Below are 20,247 nucleotides of genomic sequence, written 5' to 3' on the forward strand. Positions count from 1 at the left end.
CGTGGACGCCGGGCATATCCCGGCGATGCGCGCCATCGTCTGCCACCATCTTGCCGCCGACCGATCGGGGTTGCGCTTCGAACCCGACTGGCCCGAGCCGGCGGCGCCGGGCGCGGGCGAGGTCACCGTCGCCATCACCCGCGCCGCGCTCAACTTCCCCGACCTGCTGATGCTGTCGGGCGGCTACCAGTTCCGCCCCGACCTGCCGTTCATTCCCGGGACCGAAGCCTGTGGCACGGTCATCGCCGCCGGCACCGGCGCCGAAACCCTGCTGGGCGCGCGCGTCATCGTCGGCGGCCGCGGCGGCTGCTTCGCCGAACGGCTGACGCTGGCGGCCACGGGCGTGCGGCCGGTGCCGCCGGGGCTGGACGATGCGGAGGCGGCGGCGTTCACCGTCGGCGCGCTCACCGCCTGGGTCGGGCTGATGACGCGCGGGCGGCTGGCGGCGGGGGAACGGGTGCTGGTCACCGGCGCCGGCGGCGGCATGGGGCTGGCGGCAGTGGCACTGGCGGCGCAGGAAGGCGCGCATGTCACGGCGGTGGCGTCGTCGCCCGACCGGCTGGCAACGGCACGGGCGGCAGGCGCGCACGATACCATCCTGATCGAAAGGACGGCGCCCGATATTACGCTGCGCGACATCGACCTGGTGTTCGATCCCGTCGGCGGGGCGCTGGCGCTGCCGGCGTTGCGGACGCTGCGACGCGGTGGCCGCTATCTCGTCATCGGCTTTGTCGGCGGCATGGCATCGGTGCCGCTCAACCGCGCGCTGATCAAGGAAATCGCGATCCTGGGCGTCCGCGCCGGTGAATATGCCCGGCAGGACCCGGCCGCCGGCCAGCGCCACATCGCCGCCATCGACGCCCGCGCCGCCGCACTGCGCCCGCAGATCGGCGCGGTGGTGCCGCTGGCGGACGCCGGCGCGCTGTTCGCGGCGATGGCGGCGGGCACGCTGGCCGGCAAGGGCGTGGTGCGGATTTAACGGGCCAGCGCGTCCCTCGCCTTCGCTCGGGATGCGCGAGGATAGCGACAGTCACCAGTTCCGCTCATCCCGAGCGAAGTCGAGGGACGCAGCCAAACCCCCTTGCGTCCGCCGCCACAAGGCGCAAGGCAGGCGCGATGACCGAACAGACCTATGATGCGATCATCCTCGGCGGCGGCGGCGCCGGCCTGATGTGCGCCGCCGTGGCGGGGCAGGGCGGCAAGCGCGTGCTCGTCATCGACCACGCCGACGAACCGGGGAAGAAGATCCTCATTTCCGGCGGCGGCCGTTGCAACTTCACCAACATCGGCGCGGTGCCCGATCGCTATCTGTCGGCCAACCGGCATTTCGCCAAAAGCGCGCTGCGCCGCTACACGCCGGCGGATTTCCTCGCGCTGGTCGATCGGCACCGCATCGCCTGGCATGAAAAGACGCTGGGGCAGCTGTTCTGCGACGGCTCGGCGCGCGCCATCGTCGCCATGTTGCTCGATGAATGCGACGCCGGCGGCGTCACCCTCAGCCTGGGGCGCGGCATCGGCGCCGTCGATCACGCCGATGGCCGCTTTCGCGTCGCCCATGGCGATCGCACCGCCTCCGCGCCGGCGCTGGTCGTCGCCACCGGCGGGCCGTCGATTCCCAAGATGGGCGCCACCGACTATGCCTATGGCCTCGCCCGCCGCTTCGGCCATGCCATCGTTGAGCCGCGCCCGGCGCTGGTGCCGCTGACGCTGGCCGGCGATGACATGCTGTTCCGCGACATTTCGGGGGTCGCCACCGATGTCGTGGCGCGCTGCGGCAAGACGGCGTTCCGCGAGGCCGCCCTGTTCACCCATCGCGGCCTGTCGGGCCCGGCCATCCTGCAGGTGTCGAGCTATTGGCGCCATGGCCAGCCGATCGGCATCGATTTCCTGCCCGATGCGCCAGCCGGCTGGCTGACCGCCGCCAAGCGGGCGCGGCCGCGGACGTTCCTGCGCAACCAGCTGGCGGCGCTGCTGCCCAACGCCCTCGCCGATGCCCTGTGGCAGCGTATCGGGCTTTATGGCGACCTCAACAGCCTGTCCGACACCCGACTGGCCGAGCTCGAACACCGGCTGGGGGACTGGCAGTTCCATCCCAATGGCAGCGAAGGCTTTGCCAAGGCCGAAGTCACCGTCGGCGGCATCGCCACCGACGGGCTGTCGTCGCAGACGATGGAATCGCGCAAGGTTCCCGGCCTTTATGCCATTGGCGAAGCGGTCGACGTCACCGGCTGGCTCGGCGGTTACAACTTCCAATGGGCATGGGCCAGCGGCTGGGCTGCAGGTACGGCGATCGCTGCAACGATGGAGGGCGCCGGGCCGAGAAACGTCACATCGGTTTAACACTTCATCATCGTGTCACTAATCTTACTTATTAACCAGTTAGTTGCGTGTTGCGCGGGGGTTAATTTCATTCCCGGCCACTCAGGGAGCTAGTTAATGCGTTCTTCAATGACAATTGCAGCGGTGGTTCTCGGCACCGTTGCGACGATGCCGACATATGCCGCCGTCACCCTCACATCGGTGCCCTATACCCAGGATTTCAACGCGCTCGCGAGCACGGGTACGAGCAGCGTTCTGCCGACCGGCTGGGCCATCGCCGAAAGCGGCAGCAATGCCAATGCCACCTATGCGGCGAACAATGGTTCGAACAATGCCGGCAACACCTACAGCTATGGCGCCACCGGATCGTCCGAACGCGCGCTGGGCGGCCTTGCCAGTGGATCGCTGGTCCCGCGTTTCGGCGCGGAGTTCACCAACAACCTGGGCAGCACCATCACCCAGCTCGACATCGCCTATTTCGGCGAACTGTGGCGCGTCGGCACCAGCGGCAATCTCAACACGCTGAGCTTTTCCTACTCGCTCGACGCCACCAGCCTGACCAACGGGACCTACACCGAATTTTCGGCGCTGAACTATAGCGTTGCGCCGGGAACGCCCGCCAATGCGGCGCGCGACGGCAATGCCAACCGTACCGCGATCAGCGGCGTGATTACCGGCCTCAACATTGCACAGGGCGACAGCGTCTTCCTTCGCTGGACGGGTACCAATGCCGCGTTCAACGATCATGGCCTTGCCATCGATGACTTCCAGCTGTCGGCCACGGCTGCGGCCGCGGTCGTTCCCGAGCCCTCGAGCTGGGCGATGCTCATTGCCGGCTTCGGCATGGTCGGTGCCGCTGCGCGTCGCCGCCGGACATCCGTGGTCGCCTGACGCCGACATCGCGGCCGGAAGCCAGCTTCCGGCCGATCGGTGCAGACGCGGTTCGCCGTTCTCGTGCGGACCTGCAACAATGCGCCACCCCGGCTGCGGCCGGGGTGGCGTTTTGCATGAACGGCACGGCCGCGCCCCTTGCGCGTGCGCTGAATGCATCACCCCGGCCGCGGATTGCGGCTGGTCCGGCGGCATGTCGCCGTCCCGTCCCCGCACTGGCCTGTGGGTCTGGGCTGCGGGTCGCCGGCGTACAGCGACCGCTGGCCATCGCGTGCCGTGGCTGCTGACGACGCCGGGCAAGCATGACATCCACCACCGGGCATTGCCATGGGCGCTCGCTTCGAACGCCTCGTCGGGGCTCAGCCTGTGAGACCGGCTGCATGGCCTTTTGCCGACGGCATTGCCGGCAGGGCGCCGGACGCGCCCATCGGCGTGCCGGGTGGCGGAGCGGAGGGTCTGTTCGCCGCGCTGCGATGCCGTTCGCGGCTGGCGTGCACCGGCTCGAATGCGCTAGCGTCGGCTGAACAGGGGGAGCCGAACCATCGCCATCATTCCAGCGACACCGGTCTCGCGTCGACCCCGGCCTTTCTATCGCCAGATCTATGTCCAGGTGCTGGCGGCGATCGTCGCCGGCGGGCTGATCGGGCATTTCGCGCCCGAGACGGGCGTGGCGCTCAAGCCGCTCGGCGATGGCTTCATCAAGCTGGTCAAGATGGTCATCGCCCCGGTGATCTTCCTGACCATCGTCACCGGCATTGCCGGCATGCGCGACGTCGCCAGCGTCGGCCGGGTGGCGGGCAAGGCGCTGGTCTATTTCTTCATCATGTCGACGCTGGCGCTGGTCGTCGGGCTCGTCGTCGGCAACGTCGTCCAGCCGGGGGCCGGGCTCAATATCGACCCGGCATCGCTGCAGATCGGCGCTGTCAGCGAATATGTCGCCAAGGCACACGACGCGACGCTCATCGGCTTCCTGACCGGCATCATCCCCGATACCATCGTCGGCGCCTTTGCCGACGGCAACCTGCTCCAGGTGCTGTTCTTCGCGATCAGCTTCGGCATCGCGCTGGCCACCATCGGCGCGCCGGCGCGGCCGCTGCTCGACGTGCTGGGTTCGGCGAGCGCCGGCATGTTCAAGCTGGTCGACATCTTCATGCGCGCGGCCCCCATCGGCGCCTTCGGTGCCTTTGCGTTCACCATCGGCCGCTATGGAATCGGCACGCTCGCCAATCTGGCGGCACTGGTCGCCACCTTCTACCTGACGGCGCTGATCTTCGTCCTCGGCATATTGGGGCTGGTGGCGCGGGCCGCCGGCTTCTCGATCTTCCGCCTCATCGGCTATCTGAAGGCGGAACTGCTGCTCGTGCTCGGCACCAGCTCGTCCGAATCGGCGCTGCCAAGCCTCATCGAGAAGATGGAAGCCGCCGGCTGCCCGCGGCCGATCGTCGGGCTGGTGGTGCCGACAGGCTATTCGTTCAACCTGGATGGCACCAACATCTACATGACGCTGGCGGCGCTGTTCATCGCCCAGGCGACCGACATCCATCTGTCGCTCGGCGAACAATTGCTGCTGTTGGGCGTCGCGATGCTGAGCTCCAAGGGCGCCGCCGGGGTGACCGGGGCCGGCTTCATCACGCTGGCGGCGACGCTGTCGATCGTGCCGAGCGTGCCGGTGGCGGGCATGGCGCTGATCCTGGGGGTCGATCGCTTCATGTCGGAATGCCGGTCGCTGACCAACTTCATCGGCAATGCGGTGGCGACCGTGGTGGTGTCGCGCTGGGAAGGCGGCATCGACGAAAAGCGATTCGCTGCCACCCTCGGGCGCCAACGGTCCGTCCGCTCATGACGTGCGATAGCGGATAAGGCCTTCCTGGACGATGTTGGCGACCACCGCGCCTGTGCGATCATGGACGATGCCGCGATTGAGCCCGCGCCCACCTGCCGCCGACGGCGAATCCTGGTCGAACAACAGCCAGTCGTTGAGATCGGGGGTGGCGTTGAACCAGATGGCGTGGTCGAGGCTGGCGACCTGCAGCCGCGGGTCGGACCAGCCGATGGCGTGCGGCAACAGGCAGGTGTCGAGCAGCGTCATGTCGCTGGCATAGGCGAACAGCGCCCGCATTACCGGTTCGCCGGCGCGGAACGGCGCCGCGGCGCGGCACCAGTGGCGGGCGCGGGGGCTGCGCGCCTCGGGATTGAACGGGTCCATCGGTTCGACCGGGCGAAACTCCAGCGGGCGCTCGCGCTCCCGCCACAAGGTGCGGTGCGGCTCGGGGGTGTTTTCCGCATTGATTTCCGCCCATTCGGCATCGCTGCGCAGTTCTTCGGGCGGGGTGACGCGCGGCGCCGGCGTGCCGTGCACCAGCCCCGGCTCGACGGTCTGGAACGACGCCGCCATGTTGAAGATCGGCCGGTCCTTCTGCAGCGCGACAACGCGCCGGGTGGTGAAGCTCTGGCCGTCGCGATCGCGCTCGACGACATAGTCGATGGAATGGGCAGGATCGCCCGGACGGATGAAATAGCTGTGCAGCGAATGGCACAGCCGACCGTCGGCCACCGTCTTCGACGCCGCCATCAGCGCCTGGGCGACGACCTGGCCACCATAGACGCGCATCCAGCCTTCGTTGGTCGACTGGCCGCGAAAGCGGTTTTCCGCGATCGGTTCGACGTCGAGCAGGGTGAGAAGGCGCGCGATGCTGGCGGCGGGATCGGTGTTCGTCATCGTTGCTGCGTAGAATCATTTGCGCGCATGGGGAAGCGCGCTTGACATGCCGGGACCACGACCCTAATCCCCCGGCTCCGCAGCGCTTATGCGGGTGTAGCTCAGTTGGTTAGAGCGCCGGCCTGTCACGCCGGAGGTCGCGGGTTCGAGCCCCGTCACTCGCGCCACTGCCGTTCCGGCAGTTGGCATCGCAATCGGTGTAACGCCCGGCCGGCGTCAGGCGCGGCCGGCGTCCCAGCGGGTCAGTTCATAGGCGATGGACGCTTCCACCAGGCTTTCCCACAGCGTTTCGGCAAGCCCGTCGGGCAGGCCGGCGGCAGCGGCGGCCACGCTGGCATTGGCGATCACCTGTGCCTTGCGGGCTTCGTCGCGCACGGCGTCGCGGCTGGGCTTGATGCGCGCCGCTGCGTCCATATAGGCGAACCGCTGTGCCAGCAGCGCCACCAGCGCCCGGTCGAGCGCATCGACGCCGGCGCGCACCTCCAGCATCGTCGTGCAATCGGCACCGGCCTTGACCTCGGCCGGCAAAGTGTCCGCGGCGGTCATTTCGCTTCTCCGTCATGCGTCCAGCGGCCGGTGTTCATCCACAGGAACAGCGGCCGCAGCGGCAGCACCCAGGCGAGGCCGGCGGCGATATAGGCCAGCACCACCAGCGGCTGCGGCAATGTCGCCAGCGCGTCGGCGAAGGAGGTGACGACCAGCGCGTAAAGGGCGAGATAGCCGAGCAGGCCAAGCATGCCGACGGGCTTGCGCCAGCTGGGTTCGGGGGGAGGGGAAAGAGCCATGGCCCAGCCTGTTAGCGGAGGCGGGCGCAATCGAACAGACGCGTTGGCGTCGCGACATAGTCGACGGGAATGTCCCAATCGTCGCGCGGCAGGTCGTCGGTGACCTGTACGTCCCAGGCAAGGCCGATGGTGCGCACCGGCGCCCGGCGGCGCAGCGCGGCCAGCGCGCGGTCATAATGGCCCTGGCCCTGGCCCAGGCGTACACCGGCGGGGGTCACGGCGATCAGGGGCACCAGCAGCATGTCGGGGGTCACCTGCGGCGCGTCCGCCGGCGGTTCCAGGATGCCGGCATAGCCCGGGCGCAGATCGGCCCAGCGGCACTGGTGGAAGGTCAGCCCGCCGGGCGTCACCCGCGGGAAGGCGGAGGCGGCAAAGCCCCGCTCGACGACATGCGGATCGATCTCGTCCCCGCTGGAGGCGTAGCTGCCGGTGACCGAATGGCCGGCAACGACCGGCGCCAGCATGGCCGCCAGCGCGGTTTCGAGCGCCACCCGCGCGTCGGGCGACAGCCCCGCGACATATTCGCGCCGGGCATCGCGGAACAGTTGGCGCAGCGCCGGCTTGGCATCGTCGGTCATGCGGTCTGCCAACTGGGAGAAGGGAAGGTCGGCGGAACCACCATGGGTCGTTGCGAGAAGATCCTCTGACGCCGTTTACGTCAGGTGGGAACCAGATAGGACGGACCACGGTCCGCCCAGGGCCAGCCCCCTAGGATAGTGAATCGCCTCAGGGATGCTCGATGCACGTGCCGGGCAGTCCCGCCTGTCGCCAATATAGGCGCGGGCGATCAACCCTGCAATGCGTCGGCCAGCGCTTCTGCGCGCGCCACCAATGCTGCCAGCCGCGGGTCGGCAGGGGCCGTGCCGAAATGGCCCTTGCGTGCCTCGTGGAGTTCATCGGCGATCATCAGCGCGGTCATCAGCAACAGCCGCGATTCGCTCATCTGGCCGAGCTGGCCGGTCAGCCGGTCGGCCTTGGCGGCGATGTCGGCGGCGAGCGCTGCCAGATGCGGTTCATCGCCGTCGCGGCACGACAAGGGGTAGCCGCGGCCGCCGATCTGGACATTGACCTGTCCCATCAACGGTCTCCGATCATGGTGTCGAGAACGGCAACGGCATCGGCCGCAGCCGCTTGCAGCGCCGCCAGCCGCCGCGTCGCCGCGGCCGCTTCGGCAGCGCGGGCGGCCATTGCGGTGTCGATCCGCGCCAGGGCCGATTCGAGGCGTTCGGCAAGCGCGTGCGCGGTTAGCTCCGCGGTCGGATCAGTGTCGGTCGAAATAATGCGGGTCCCGTCAAAACAGCGGCTTTGGCGCCAAGTGTAAGACGCTTGCTCAACACCGGTCAATCGTCCCGGCACGCGCATGCTGCATCGTTGTGGCCGAAACCGGCGTCCATCACGGTTGACGCTAGCGTCAGGGTCTGGCCAATGTCCGCCGCGATTCGCCTGCACGCCGGCTTGCCGGCATTGATCCGGACTGTTTGTCAAAATGACCGATTCCCGCACCCTGGCAAATGCCATTCGCGCCTTGGCAATGGACGCGGTCGAAGCGGCGAATTCGGGACATCCGGGGATGCCGATGGGCATGGCCGATGCAGCGACGGCGCTGTTCACCCGGCATCTCAAATTCGATGCCAGCCGGCCCGACTGGGCCGACCGCGATCGCTTCATTCTGTCGGCCGGCCACGGGTCGATGCTGCTTTATGCGCTGCTCCACCTGACCGGCTATGCGCGCCCGACGATCGACGACATTCGCAATTTCCGCCAGTTCGGCAGCCCCTGTGCCGGGCACCCGGAAAATTTCGAACTTGCCGGCGCGGAGACCACCACCGGGCCGCTGGGGCAGGGGCTGGCGATGTCGGTCGGCATGGCGATGGCCGAGCGTCATCTCAACGCGGTGTTCGGCGATGATCTCGTCGACCACCACACCTGGGTGATCGCCGGCGACGGCTGCCTGATGGAAGGCATCAGCCAGGAAGCCATCGGCCTCGCCGGCCATCTCAAGCTCGGCCGCCTTAACGTGCTGTGGGACGACAACCGCATCTCGATCGACGGCGCCACGTCGCTGTCGACATCGGAGGACATGGCCAAGCGCTTCGATGCGGCGGGCTGGCACGTCATCGCCTGCGACGGGCTCGACTTCGCATCGGTCGATGCGGCCCTTACGGCGGCGAAGGCCGATCCGCGGCCGTCGCTCATCGCCTGCCGCACCGTCATCGGCTTCGGCGCCCCGACCAAGGCCGGCACCAGCGGGTCGCACGGCTCGCCGCTCGGCGCCAAGGAGATCGGCGGCGCCCGCGAAGCGCTCGGCTGGACAGCGCCGGCGTTCGAGATTCCCGCCGATATCAAGGCCGAATGGGAAGCCGCCGGCCGGCGCGGCGCCACCGATCGCGCGGCGTGGGAAGCGCGGCTGGCAGCCTCGCCGCATGCCGAGGACTTTGCCCAGCGCATGGCCGGCACCGTGCCCGCCGCGGCGCTTGCCGGCATCGATGCCCATATCGCCGCGCTGATCGCCAGCCCGCAGAAGATCGCGACGCGCAAGGCGTCGGAACTGGCGCTTGCGGCGATCAACCCGCTGGCACCGATCCTGCTCGGCGGCTCGGCCGATCTCACCGGCTCGAACAACACCCGCACCAAGGACCAGACGACCTTTTCGGCCGATGATTATGCCGGACGCTATGTCTATTACGGCATCCGCGAATTCGGCATGGCGGCGGCGATGAACGGCCTCGCCCTCCATGGCGGGGTCATTCCCTATGGCGGCACCTTCCTGGTGTTTTCGGACTACATGCGCAACGCCATCCGGCTCGGCGCGCTCAGCCATGCCCGGGTCATCCATGTGCTGACGCACGACAGCATCGGGCTGGGCGAGGACGGCCCGACCCACCAGCCGGTCGAGCATCTGCTCAGCCTGCGCGCCATTCCCAACCTTGCCGTCTATCGCCCGGCCGACACGGTCGAAACCGCCGAAGCCTGGGCACTGGCGCTCGCCGATGCGACGCGCCCGTCGGTGCTCGCGCTCAGCCGGCAGAACCTGCCGCAGCTGCGGCTGACGGCGGGCGAAAATCTGACCGCCAGGGGCGGCTATCGGTTGCGCGCCGCCACCGTGCCGCGCGCGGTGGTGTTCCTCGCCACCGGATCGGAAGTGGAAATCGCCATCGCCGCGGCCGCGCTGCTCGAGGCCGAAGGCTTTGGCTGCGATGTCGTGTCGATGCCGTGCTGGGAAGCCTTCGACGCCCAGGATGCCGCCTATCGCGCCGATATCCTGGGTGGTGACGTGCTGCGCGTCTCGGTCGAGGCCGGGGTCACCCTGGGCTGGCAGCGCTACACCGGCACCGACGGCCTGAACTTCGGGGTCGACAGCTTCGGTGCGTCGGCGCCGATCGACGTCCTCTACGATCATTTCGGGCTGACGGGTCCCAAGATCGCCGCCAGCGTCAAGGCACGGCTGCAACGCAATTCATAAGGTCGGGGGCGCCGCCGCCGACGACAAAAGGGAGTGAACGCCATGGCCATCAAGGTCGCCATCAACGGTTTCGGCCGCATCGGACGCAACATCCTGCGCGCCATCCACGAGGCCAAGCGCGACGACATCGTCGTGGTCGCGATCAACGACCTTGCCGACACCGCCGCCAACGCCCGGCTGCTCAAGCGCGATTCAGTCCATGGCACCTATCACGGCACGATCGAGGTCGACGGCAACGACATGATCGTCGATGGCCATCGCATTCGCGTCACCGCCGAGCGCGACCCGGCCAAGCTGCCGCACGCCGAACTGGGCGTCGATATCGCGCTGGAATGCACCGGCTTCTTCACCGCCGCCGACAAGGCCGCCGCGCATTTGACGGCCGGCGCCAAGCGCGTGCTGATCTCGGCGCCCGGCAAGGGCGTCGACCTGACGGTCGTCTATGGCGTCAACCATGACAAGCTGACCGCCGAGCACAAGATCGTGTCCAACGCCAGCTGCACGACCAACTGCCTGGCACCGTTCGCGATGGTGCTCGACCGGGAGTTCGGCATCGTCAAGGGCCTGATGACGACGATCCACGCCTATACCAACGACCAGAAGATCCTCGACCAGATCCACGACGACCCGCGCCGCGCGCGGGCCGCGGCCCTGTCGATGATCCCGACGACGACCGGCGCGGCGCGCGCCGTGGGCGAAGTGCTGCCGCAGCTGAAGGGCAAGCTCGACGGGTCGGCGGTGCGCGTGCCGACCCCCAATGTCAGCCTGGTCGACCTGACCTTCCAGTCGAGCCGGCCGACCACCAAGGACGAAGTCAACGCTGTTCTCAAGGCCGCCGCCGACGGCGCGCTGAAGGGCATTCTCGACTGGACCGACGAGCCGCTGGTGTCGATCGACCTCAATCACAGCCCGGCGTCGTCGACGATCGATAGCCTGGAAACCGCCGTCATCGGCGGCGACCTGGTTCGCGTCGTGTCGTGGTACGACAATGAATGGGGCTTTTCGAACCGCATGGCCGATACCGCCGTCGCAATGGGCAAGTTGCTCTGAACGTGGCGGATTTCCTGACCATCGACGCCATGCCCGAGGTGGCGGGCAAGCGCGTGCTGGTCCGCGCCGACCTCAACGTGCCGATGGTCGACGGGCATGTGGGGGATGCGACGCGGCTGACGGCGGCCGTGCCGACCCTTGCGGCGCTCGCCGATCGCGGCGCGGTGGTGCTGGTGCTGTCGCATTTCGGCCGTCCCAAGGGCGGCGATCGATCGGCGACGCTGCGACCGGTGGCGGCGGCGCTCGCCGATGTGCTCGGGCGGCCGGTGGCCTTTGTCGAGGATTGCGCCGGTGCCGCAGCGCAGGCGGCGGTCGCGGCACTGGCTCCGGGCGCGGTCGTGGTGCTCGAAAACACGCGCTTCCATGCCGGCGAGGAGGCCGACGACCCGGCGTTCGCGGCCGAAATGGCGAAACTGGGCGATTTTTTTGTCAACGATGCCTTTTCGGCGGCACATCGCGCCCATGCCTCCACAGTCGGCCTGGCGCGGCTGCTGCCGTCGTTCGCCGGCCGTTCGATGGAAGCCGAGTTGACGGCGTTGCAAAAGGCGCTCGGCCATCCGGAACACCCGGTGGCGGCAGTGGTCGGCGGCGCCAAGGTATCGTCGAAGCTCGATGTGCTGACGCATCTGGTCAGCCGTGTCGACCATCTGATGATCGGCGGCGGCATGGCCAACACGTTTCTCGCTGCCAAGGGGGTGTCGGTCGGCAAATCGCTGTGCGAACATGACCTTGCCGGCACCGCACGGGACATTCTGGCGCGGGCCGACGCCGCGGGGTGCACGGTGCATCTGCCCTATGATGTCGTCGTGGCGAAACAATTTGCTGCCAATGCCCCGCACCGGACGTGCAATGTCCATGACGTGGCGGATGACGAGATGATCCTCGATATCGGCGATTCGGCGGTCGAAGCGCTCGGCGACGCGCTGAAGATCTGCAAGACCCTGGTGTGGAACGGGCCGCTGGGCGCTTTCGAAACGCCGCCGTTCGATCGCGCCACGGTGGCGCTGGCGCGCATTGCCGGCGCACTGACGCAAAGCGGCAGCCTGTTGTCGGTCGCCGGCGGCGGGGACACGGTGGCGGCGCTCAACCACGCCGGCGTCGCCGACCAGTTCAGTTTCGTGTCGACCGCCGGCGGTGCGTTCCTCGAATGGATGGAGGGCAAGGCTCTGCCGGGGGTCGATGCGCTGCGCGAATCGGCCGGCAGCAAGGGGCACGCATGACCATCGACACCGAACATCTGTGGGAAAAACTCTACCCTGCCGCCTGGAAGCTGGCGCGGTCCGCCGATCCGATCCATGACCGGATCGGCGAGGCCTTTCGGGCGATCCGCGACCTGAAGGGCGAGGAATTCGGCCCCGAGGAGCGGTTGATCTACAACGAGATCACCGCACGCATGACCAAGGCCGGGCCGGTGGTCGAAAACGGCGCGGTGAAGACCGGCGCCGTCGCCAACACCCTCGCCGACATGCCCGAAGGCGAGGCCTGTGAAATCGCCGAGAGCATTTTCGAGCTGTTCGTGCAGGTCGCCGAACTCCATTTCAAGAATTGAACGAAGGAAGCCCGACGATGTCCGCCACCACGCCCCAGACCACCGGAATGACCCCTGCGGTCCGCGCCATTCTGGCCAATTACGAAAGCGACAACCCCGGCACCAAGGCCAATCTGGCGCGCATCCTGATGCAGGGACGCCTTGGTGGCACCGGCAAGCTGGTCATCCTGCCCGTCGACCAGGGTTTCGAGCACGGCCCGGCGCGCAGCTTTTCGCCCAACCCGCCGGCCTATGACCCGCATTACCATTTCCAGCTCGCCATCGACGCCGGCCTGTCGGCCTATGCCGCGCCGCTCGGCATGATCGAAGCCGGTGCCGATACCTTTGCCGGGCAGATCCCGACCATCCTCAAGGTCAACAGCTCGAACAGCTGGTCGACGAGCATCAACCAGGCCGTGACCGGCACCGTCGAGGATGCGCTGCGGCTCGGCTGCTCGGCGATCGGCTTCACCATCTACCCGGGCTCGGACGATATTTTCGAGCTGATGGAAGAAATTCGCGAGCTGAGCCAGGAAGCCAAGGCCGTCGGCATCGCCACCGTCATCTGGTCGTACCCGCGCGGCGGGGAGATTTCCAAGGCTGGCGAACTGGCGCTCGATGTCGGCGCCTATGCGGCGCACATGGCGGCGCTGGCCGGCGCGCACATCATCAAGGTCAAGCTGCCGACTGACCATATCGAGCAGAAGGACGCCAAGAAGAGCTATGAAGGCGGCGACTGGTCGACCCAGGCCAAGCGGGTTGCCCATGTCCGGCAGGCATGCTTCGCCGGCCGCCGTCTGGTGGTGTTTTCGGGCGGCGCCGCCAAGGGTGCCGACGCCGTCTATCAGGATGCCCGCGACATTCGCGACGGCGGCGGCAACGGCTCGATCATCGGCCGCAACACCTTCCAGCGGCCGCGCGACGAAGCGCTGGCGATGCTCGACAAGATCGTCGAAATCTACCTCGGCAACGACTGAACCTGCCGGGGCTGAATGACAAACGGCGGCGCCCCGGCGCCGCCGTTTGCATGCGTGCGTCCGGAATCAGGCCTTGAAGCGGTCCAGCGTCATGACCTTGTTCCACGCGGCGACGAAATCGGTGACGAACTTGTCCGCACCGTCGTTGGCGCCATAGACTTCGGCAACGGCGCGCAATTCCGAATGCGACCCGAAAACGAGGTCGACCGGCGTCGCGGTCCATTTGACCTTGTCGCTGGCGCGGTCACGGCCTTCGTACAGCCCTTCTGTCCCGGGCGCCTTGACCCACTTCGTCTCCATGCCGAGCAGGTTGACGAAATAGTCGTTGGTCAGCGTGCCCGGCCGGTCGGTGAACACGCCCGCTTTCGTGCCGCCGACATTGGCATCGAGGGCGCGCAGGCCGCCGACGAGAACGGTCATCTCCGGAACCGTCAGCTTGAGCAGATTGGCGCGATCGACGAGCATTTCCGCCGGCGACAGGCGGTTGCCCGGGCCGTAGTAGTTGCGGAAGCCATCGGCGCTCGGTTCCAGTGCGGCGAAGGACGCGACGTCGGTCTGCGCCTGGCTGGCATCGGCCCGGCCCGGCTCGAACGGCACGGTGACGGTCTTGCCCGCCTGCTGCGCCGCGCGCTCGATGCCGGCACCCCCGGCCAGCACGATCAGATCGGCCATCGACACTTTCATGCCGCCCGATGCCGAACGGTTGAAGTCCTTCTGGATGCCCTCCAGGACGGCCAGGACCTTCTTCAACTCGGCCGGGTTGTTGGCGGCCCAGTCCTTTTCGGGTGCCAGCCGGATGCGTGCACCATTGGCGCCGCCGCGCATGTCCGTGCCGCGGAAGCTGGCTGCCGACGCCCAGGCCGTGCGCACCAGCTCGGCATTGGTCAGCCCCGATGCGAGGACCCGCGACTTCAGCTGGCCGATCTCCGCCGCGCCCACCAGCGGATGGTCGACGGCCGGGATCGGGTCCTGCCACAGCAGCGTTTCCTTGGGGACGTCGGGGCCGATGTAGCGGGCGATCGGCCCCATGTCGCGGTGGGTCAGCTTGTACCACGCCTTGGCAAAGGCCAGCTCGAACTCCTTGGGATTCTTCTGGAACCGCAGAGCGATCTTGCGATAGGCGGGGTCTTCCTTCAGCGCCAGGTCGGTGGTGAACATGATCGGCGCATGGCTCTTTGCCGGGTCATGCGCATCGGGCACCGTGCCTGCCGCCGCACCGCCCTTGGGGATCCATTGCACGGCACCCGCCGGGGTCTTCGACTGCACCCAGTCGAAGGCGAACAGGTTTTCAAGATACTGCATCGACCAGAAGGTCGGCGTCGACGTCCAGGCCCCCTCGAGCCCGCTGGTGATCGTGTCGCCACCGGCGCCGGACCCGCATTTGTTGTCCCAGCCCATGCCCTGCCGTTCGATGCTGTTGGCCGCCGGTGCCGCCCCGACGCAGTCGACCTTCACGGCGCCATGCGCCTTGCCGAAGGTGTGGCCGCCGGCGATCAGCGCCAGTGTTTCCTCGTCGTTCATCGCCATGCGGCCGAAGGTTTCGCGAATGTCGCGCGCTGCCGACACCGGGTCATGGTTGCCGTTCGGACCCTCCGGGTTGACGTAGATGAGGCCCATCTGCACCGCCGCCAGCGGCTTCTTCAACTGGCGGTCACCGCTATAGCGCTTGTCGTCGAGCATCTTGGTTTCCGGACCCCAATAGACGAGGTCGGCTTCCCAATCGTCGGTGCGGCCGCCGCCATAGCCAAAGGTCTTGAACCCCATGTTTTCGAGCGCGACATTGCCGGTCAGCACCATCAGATCGGCCCAGGAAATCTTGGCGCCATATTTCTGCTTGACCGGCCACAGCAACCGCCGCGCCTTGTCGAGATTGGCATTGTCCGGCCAGCTGTTGAGCGGTTCGAACCGCTGCTGCCCACCACCGGCGCCGCCGCGGCCGTCGCCCAGGCGATAGGTGCCGGCGCTGTGCCACGCCATGCGGATGAAGAACGGGCCGTAATTGCCATAATCGGCCGGCCACCAGGGCTGCGACTTGGTCAGCACGGCCTCGATGTCGGCCTTGACGGCCTTGAGGTCGAGGGTCTTGAAGGCGGCGGCATAGTCGAAATTGGCACCGAGCGGGTTCGATTCGACGGCATTCTGGCGCAGCGGCTTGAGGTCGATCAGTTCGGGGAACCAGAACTGATTGGGCACAGTCCGTTCCGGCGACGCCGTCGGCACCTGGGCGGCAAGCGGTGACGCGGCAATGGCGGCCGCCGTCAACAGAAACAAGGTCTTTTTGTACATCGATTTTCCCCTTCGGATGTGAACTGATCCGGAAAAGATGCTGTGCCGTACCGATTGCCGGATCCGGAAATTGATTTTCGCTGTCACATCGATTGAGCCAATGATTGAGCGCGGCCTTGCCCCTTGCAGACCAATGCGGTTGCAGCCGATGCAGGCCGAGCCTTGCTGATCCCGGCGCCGCCCGATAGGGCTGCCACCGCCTGGAGGGTGACTGCGAACAATGACAAATGGTGACGAACTGATTCCGCTCGATCCGGGCTTCGGCGACCGCTTCGCCCGCCAGGCGCGGCCGGCGTGCCAGCTGTATGTCGTATCACCGCCGGCGATCGTGGTGGCGGAGTTCGCGGATCATCTGCGGGCGGCGCTGCAGGGGGGGCCGGTGGCCGCCTTTCAATTGCGGCTGAAGGACGTGCCGGATGCCGATGTGTTGCGCGCTTGCGCAGCCCTGCTGCCGATTTGCCAGGCGCATGACGTCGCGTTCCTGCTGAACGACCGCGCCGACCTCGCCAAGGCGGCAGGCGCCGATGGCGTGCATCTGGGGCAGTCGGATGGCGGCATCAAGGACGCACGCGCGCTGCTGGGGCCTGAGGCACAGATCGGCCGGACCTGCCACGACAGCCGCCATCTGGCGATGGAAGCCGGTGAAGAGGGTGCCGATTATGTGGCATTCGGGGCGTTCTACGAAACCACGACGAAGCCGAGCCATTATCGTCCGGCGCCCGAAATCCTGACCTGGTGGACGACGATCAGCCAACTGCCCTGCGTCGCCATCGGTGGCATCACACCGGCCAATGCAGCGCCGATCGTGGCGGCAGGTGCGGATTTCGTCGCCGTGGTCAACGCGGTTTGGCAGCATCCGGACGGGCCGGGGGCAGGGGTCCGGGCATTCGAGGCGGTCCTGGGCGGTTAAGGTATCGGGGCCGATGCCACTGCCCGCAGTTGGCAGAACGGCCCGCGTCGGCTAAGGGCTGCCGCTTCCACGTCAGGCAAGAGACCGTTTCCCGTGAAGATCAACAGCGTCGAAATCCGCCCCGGCAACATCCTTGAGTATCAGGGCGGGCTGTGGCGCGCCGTGAAGATCCAGCACACCCAGCCCGGCAAGGGCGGCGCCTATATGCAGGTCGAACTCAAGAACCTGATGGATGGCCGCAAGACCAATGAACGCTTTCGTTCGGCGGAAACGGTCGAGAAAGTCCGGCTCGACACGCGTGATTTCCAGTTCCTGTTCGCCGAAGGCGAGCAGCTGACGTTCATGGACAAGGAAAATTACGACCAGATCAGCTTGCCGCGCGACCTGCTCGGCGAAGCCGCGGATTTTCTGCAGGACGGCATGGATGTGGTCATGGAAACCTATGAGGAACGCCCGATCTCGGTGCAGCTTCCCGACACCATCGAGGCGGTGATCCGTGATACCGAGGCGGTGGTGAAGGGGCAGACGGCGTCGTCGAGCTACAAGCCCGCCATATTGGAAAATGGGGTCCGGGTCATGGTGCCGCCGTTCATCAATGCCGGCACCAAGATCGTCGTCGATACCTACGAACGCGAATACGTCCGCCGCGCGGATTGATGCTTTTCCCCTCCCGCGCGCGGGAGGGGGCGGGGCCGGCCATGCCGCCGCCGCATTATTTCAGCGCTGTCGCGCTGTTTCCCACCCCCGACCCCTCCCGCACGCGGGAGGGGAGGAGTTTGCCATGGTTGCCCATTCTGCCCTGATCACCGTCATGGAAAAGGCCGCGCGCAAGGCGGCGCCGCGGTTGCGGCGTGACTTCAACGAAGTCGATGCGCTGCAGGTCAGCCGCAAGGGGCCGGCCGATTTCGTGTCGAATGCCGATCGTGCCGCCGAACAGGCGATCGGCGAGGTGCTGACGCACGCCCGGCCCGACTGGGGCCTGCTGATGGAGGAATCGGGGGAAACCATCGGCCGCGAAAGCCAGGCGCGCTGGATCGTCGATCCGCTCGATGGCACCACCAACTTTCTCCACGGCATGCCGCATTTCTGCATCTCGATTGCGGCGGAAGTGCAGGGCGAGGTCGTCGCCGGGCTGGTCCACCAACCGCTGACCGGCGAGAGCTTCTGGGCCGAAAAGGGCAGGGGTGCCTGGCTGTCCGACCGGCGGCTGCGCGTTTCGGCGCGGCGCGACCTGGCGGACTGCGTCATCGCCACCGGCATCCCCTTCCAGGGCCATGGCAACGCCGCAGAATTCTCGGGCATCCTGTCTGCGGTGATCCCCGAAGTCGCCGGAGTCCGGCGCTTCGGCGCGGCGGCGCTCGATCTCGCCTGGGTCGCGGCAGGCCGCTTCGACGGGTTCTGGGAATCGGGCCTCAAATATTGGGATTGCGCCGCCGGCATCCTGCTGGTGCGGGAGGCGGGCGGGTTCGTGACCGATTACCGCGGCCAGGACAATATGGTGGCACGCGCCGAAATCGTCGCCGCCAATGGCAATATCCAGTCGAAACTGCATCGGCTCGTCGCCGGCGCGGTGCGCTGACGCGCCGGGCGTTCGTTGCGGGCGGCGGCCTTGCTTGCCGATGCACCGCGGCATAGAAGGCGCCCGACACGAGTCCATCGATCGAAAGTGCGCCAGCACCCATGTCCGAGATCGCCAACCAGTATCTGCCGATCCTGCTGTTCCTGACGGTCGGCATCGTGTTCGCCTTCATTTTTGTCGGCGCGCCGATCGTGGTGTCGAAACTCGCCGGCACATCGAAGCCGGACACGGTCAAATTGTCCGAATATGAAAGCGGCTTTCCCGCCTTTTCGGACAGCCGCGCGCAGTTCGACGTGCGCTTTTACCTCGTCGCGATCCTTTTCATCGTCTTCGATCTCGAAGCCGCGTTCCTGTTCCCCTGGGCGGTGTCGCTGCACTGGGGTGGCGAGGCGGCCTGGTGGGCGATGATCGAATTCCTGGGCGAACTGGCCATCGGCCTTGTCTTCGCCTGGAAGGTGGGAGCGCTGGAATGGGAATGATGCCGGCCACCGAAGACCAGCAGATGCGCGGGCTGACCCTGCCGCAGGACAACCGCGACAACTGGCTTGCCGACGTCAACAAGGAGGTCGGCGACAAGGGCTTTCTCGTCGCCTCCACCGAAGATCTGTTCCATTGGGCGCGCACCGGCAGCCTGTGGTGGATGACCTTTGGCCTGGCCTGCTGCGCTGTCGAGATGATGCACACCAACATGCCGCGCTATGATCTGGAGCGCTTCGGTGTCGCCCCGCGCGCCAGCCCGCGCCAATCCGACGTGATGATCGTCGCCGGCACCCTGTGCAACAAGATGGCGCCGGCGCTGCGCCGGGTCTACGACCAGATGGCCGAACCGCGCTACGTCATCTCGATGGGCAGCTGCGCCAATGGCGGCGGCTATTATCATTACAGCTATTCGGTGGTGCGCGGCTGCGACCGGATCGTGCCGGTCGATATCTATGTCCCCGGCTGCCCGCCGACGGCAGAAGCACTACTTTACGGAATTCTGGCGCTGCAGCGCAAGATCCGCCGCGTCGGGAGTTTCGAACGGTGAGTGTACCGGTCGTGACTCCGGCACTCGGCGTCCACAGCTGGCCGGTGATGGCCACGGTGGACGGCATCGGCGACCACCTGCGCGCGCTCCTCGGCGATGCGGTGGTTGAAATCATCGAACATGCTCATGAAGTCGGCGTGGTCGTTCGCCGCGACGCGATTGTCGACGTCGTCACCCGTCTGCGCGACGACCCCGAACTGCGCCTCAACCAGCTTATCGATATCTGCGGGGTCGATTACCCCGACCGGGTCGAGCGTTTCGATGTCGTCTATCACCTGTTGTCGATGGCACGGAACCTGCGCTTGCGCGTCAAGGTGACGACCGACCATCGCACGCCGGTGCCGTCGCTGACGCGCGTCTATCCGGTGGCGGGATGGTATGAGCGCGAAACCTGGGATTGTTATGGCGTGCTGTTCGAGGGCAACCCCGACCTGCGTCGCATCCTGACCGACTATGGCTTCGAAGGTCATCCGTTTCGCAAGGATTTCCCGCTGACCGGCCATGTCGAGCTGCGCTATTCCGAGGAACACAAGCGCGTCGTCTATGAGCCGGTGAAGCTCGCGCAGGATTTCCGCAGCTTCGATTTCCTGTCGCCATGGGAGGGGACCGACTATGTCCTCCCCGGCGACGAAAAGGGTGCGGTCGGAGCAAAACCCAATGGCTGAACTGACCGCGACGACGACTGCCTGGACGGCGGCGGATACCGCCGACCT

The 20,247-nt window shown here is 67.0% G+C and carries 21 protein-coding genes, 1 tRNA gene and 1 pseudogene; 16 read left to right on the forward strand and 7 right to left on the reverse strand.

Annotated elements, in window-relative coordinates; all coding sequences use genetic code 11:
• The first annotated feature begins 1 nt into the window (after position 1).
• The 4 genes from GGQ62_RS01955 (at position 2) to GGQ62_RS01970 (ending at position 5,053) form a co-directional block, all read left to right on the forward strand.
• Positions 2-979, forward strand: a complete 978-nt coding sequence (locus GGQ62_RS01955) for a zinc-binding dehydrogenase (RefSeq protein WP_152576732.1) — start codon at positions 2-4, stop codon at positions 977-979.
• A gap of 137 nt (positions 980-1,116) precedes the next feature.
• Positions 1,117-2,340, forward strand: coding sequence for a BaiN/RdsA family NAD(P)/FAD-dependent oxidoreductase (locus GGQ62_RS01960; RefSeq protein WP_152576731.1), 1,224 nt, complete (start codon positions 1,117-1,119; stop codon positions 2,338-2,340).
• 108 nt (positions 2,341-2,448) lie between these two features.
• Positions 2,449-3,210, forward strand: a complete 762-nt coding sequence (locus tag GGQ62_RS16190; RefSeq protein WP_167649437.1) for a PEPxxWA-CTERM sorting domain-containing protein — start codon at positions 2,449-2,451, stop codon at positions 3,208-3,210.
• A 541-nt stretch (positions 3,211-3,751) separates the two neighbouring features.
• Complete coding sequence (locus tag GGQ62_RS01970; RefSeq protein ID WP_207790555.1) at positions 3,752-5,053, forward strand: dicarboxylate/amino acid:cation symporter; 1,302 nt, start codon at positions 3,752-3,754, stop codon at positions 5,051-5,053.
• On the opposite strand, the gene GGQ62_RS01975 is transcribed toward GGQ62_RS01970, so the two are convergent.
• Positions 5,048-5,929 (reverse strand): acyl-CoA thioesterase, encoded by an 882-nt coding sequence (locus GGQ62_RS01975; protein WP_152576728.1) that lies wholly within the window; start codon positions 5,927-5,929, stop codon positions 5,048-5,050. The two genes, GGQ62_RS01970 and GGQ62_RS01975, sit on opposite strands and share 6 nt — an antisense overlap.
• Positions 5,930-6,019: 90 nt before the next feature.
• Here GGQ62_RS01975 and GGQ62_RS01980 point away from each other — a divergent pair.
• A tRNA-Asp gene (locus tag GGQ62_RS01980) sits at positions 6,020-6,096 on the forward strand.
• Between the two features lie 49 nt (positions 6,097-6,145).
• Here GGQ62_RS01980 and GGQ62_RS01985 read toward each other — a convergent pair.
• From GGQ62_RS01985 to GGQ62_RS02005, 5 genes are all read right to left on the reverse strand, one after another.
• The gene (locus GGQ62_RS01985; protein WP_152576727.1) at positions 6,146-6,475 is read right to left on the reverse strand and encodes a chorismate mutase; all 330 of its coding nucleotides are present in this window, start codon (positions 6,473-6,475) and stop codon (positions 6,146-6,148) included.
• Positions 6,472-6,714: a DUF2842 domain-containing protein gene (locus tag GGQ62_RS01990; RefSeq protein ID WP_152576726.1), complete on the reverse strand. Its 243-nt coding sequence runs from the start codon at positions 6,712-6,714 to the stop codon at positions 6,472-6,474. The genes GGQ62_RS01985 and GGQ62_RS01990 overlap by 4 nt, the downstream gene beginning before the upstream one ends.
• 11 nt (positions 6,715-6,725) lie before the next feature.
• Positions 6,726-7,292: a 5-formyltetrahydrofolate cyclo-ligase gene (locus GGQ62_RS01995; protein WP_152576725.1), complete on the reverse strand. Its 567-nt coding sequence runs from the start codon at positions 7,290-7,292 to the stop codon at positions 6,726-6,728.
• A gap of 209 nt (positions 7,293-7,501) precedes the next feature.
• Positions 7,502-7,792, reverse strand: a complete 291-nt coding sequence (locus GGQ62_RS02000; RefSeq protein ID WP_152576724.1) for a cell division protein ZapA — start codon at positions 7,790-7,792, stop codon at positions 7,502-7,504.
• Entirely contained in the window at positions 7,792-8,076 is a 285-nt protein-coding gene (locus GGQ62_RS02005; RefSeq protein WP_153401074.1) for a hypothetical protein, read from the reverse strand. The genes GGQ62_RS02000 and GGQ62_RS02005 overlap by 1 nt, the downstream gene beginning before the upstream one ends.
• A gap of 124 nt (positions 8,077-8,200) precedes the next feature.
• Between GGQ62_RS02005 and tkt the strand changes: the two genes are divergently transcribed.
• From tkt to GGQ62_RS02030, 5 genes are read left to right on the forward strand one after another with little or no spacing between them, the layout of a single operon-like run.
• Positions 8,201-10,177: a transketolase gene (tkt, locus tag GGQ62_RS02010; protein ID WP_152576723.1), complete on the forward strand. Its 1,977-nt coding sequence runs from the start codon at positions 8,201-8,203 to the stop codon at positions 10,175-10,177.
• Positions 10,178-10,219: 42 nt separating this feature from the next.
• Positions 10,220-11,227 (forward strand): type I glyceraldehyde-3-phosphate dehydrogenase, encoded by a 1,008-nt coding sequence (gene gap, locus GGQ62_RS02015; protein WP_152576722.1) that lies wholly within the window; start codon positions 10,220-10,222, stop codon positions 11,225-11,227.
• 29 nt (positions 11,228-11,256) lie between these two features.
• The gene (locus tag GGQ62_RS02020) at positions 11,257-12,447 is read left to right on the forward strand and encodes a phosphoglycerate kinase (protein WP_243446045.1); all 1,191 of its coding nucleotides are present in this window, start codon (positions 11,257-11,259) and stop codon (positions 12,445-12,447) included.
• Positions 12,444-12,776 carry a hypothetical protein gene (locus tag GGQ62_RS02025; RefSeq protein WP_152576720.1) on the forward strand — a complete coding sequence of 111 codons (333 nt, stop codon included), beginning with the start codon at positions 12,444-12,446 and terminating at the stop codon, positions 12,774-12,776. Before GGQ62_RS02020 ends, GGQ62_RS02025 begins: the two co-directional genes overlap by 4 nt.
• A 47-nt stretch (positions 12,777-12,823) precedes the next feature.
• Positions 12,824-13,732 carry a class I fructose-bisphosphate aldolase gene (locus GGQ62_RS02030; RefSeq protein ID WP_152577072.1) on the forward strand — a complete coding sequence of 303 codons (909 nt, stop codon included), beginning with the start codon at positions 12,824-12,826 and terminating at the stop codon, positions 13,730-13,732.
• Between the two features lie 66 nt (positions 13,733-13,798).
• Here the strand turns inward: GGQ62_RS02030 and katG are convergent, their stop codons facing one another.
• Positions 13,799-16,018, reverse strand: a complete 2,220-nt coding sequence (katG, locus tag GGQ62_RS02035; protein ID WP_152576719.1) for a catalase/peroxidase HPI — start codon at positions 16,016-16,018, stop codon at positions 13,799-13,801.
• Positions 16,019-16,238: 220 nt separating this feature from the next.
• Between katG and thiE the strand changes: the two genes are divergently transcribed.
• From thiE to GGQ62_RS02065, 6 genes and pseudogenes are all read left to right on the forward strand, one after another.
• Positions 16,239-16,928, forward strand: coding sequence for a thiamine phosphate synthase (gene thiE, locus GGQ62_RS02040; protein WP_152576718.1), 690 nt, complete (start codon positions 16,239-16,241; stop codon positions 16,926-16,928).
• Positions 16,929-17,021: 93 nt separating this feature from the next.
• A complete protein-coding gene (gene efp / locus GGQ62_RS02045; protein ID WP_152576717.1) occupies positions 17,022-17,585 on the forward strand; it encodes an elongation factor P in 564 nt (187 codons plus the stop codon).
• 124 nt (positions 17,586-17,709) lie between these two features.
• Positions 17,710-18,507: an inositol monophosphatase family protein gene (locus GGQ62_RS02050; protein ID WP_152576716.1), complete on the forward strand. Its 798-nt coding sequence runs from the start codon at positions 17,710-17,712 to the stop codon at positions 18,505-18,507.
• 101 nt (positions 18,508-18,608) lie between these two features.
• Positions 18,609-18,986, forward strand: coding sequence for an NADH-quinone oxidoreductase subunit A (gene ndhC, locus GGQ62_RS02055; RefSeq protein ID WP_152576715.1), 378 nt, complete (start codon positions 18,609-18,611; stop codon positions 18,984-18,986).
• Positions 18,987-19,009: 23 nt separating this feature from the next.
• Entirely contained in the window at positions 19,010-19,534 is a 525-nt protein-coding gene (locus GGQ62_RS02060; protein WP_152577071.1) for a NuoB/complex I 20 kDa subunit family protein, read from the forward strand.
• 47 nt (positions 19,535-19,581) lie between these two features.
• A pseudogene (locus GGQ62_RS02065) lies at positions 19,582-20,190 on the forward strand (NADH-quinone oxidoreductase subunit C); the annotation flags it as partial.
• Positions 20,191-20,247 lie beyond the last annotated feature (57 nt).

This window comes from Polymorphobacter fuscus (assembly GCF_011927825.1).
Classification (GTDB): Bacteria; Pseudomonadota; Alphaproteobacteria; order Sphingomonadales; family Sphingomonadaceae; genus Sandarakinorhabdus; species Sandarakinorhabdus fusca.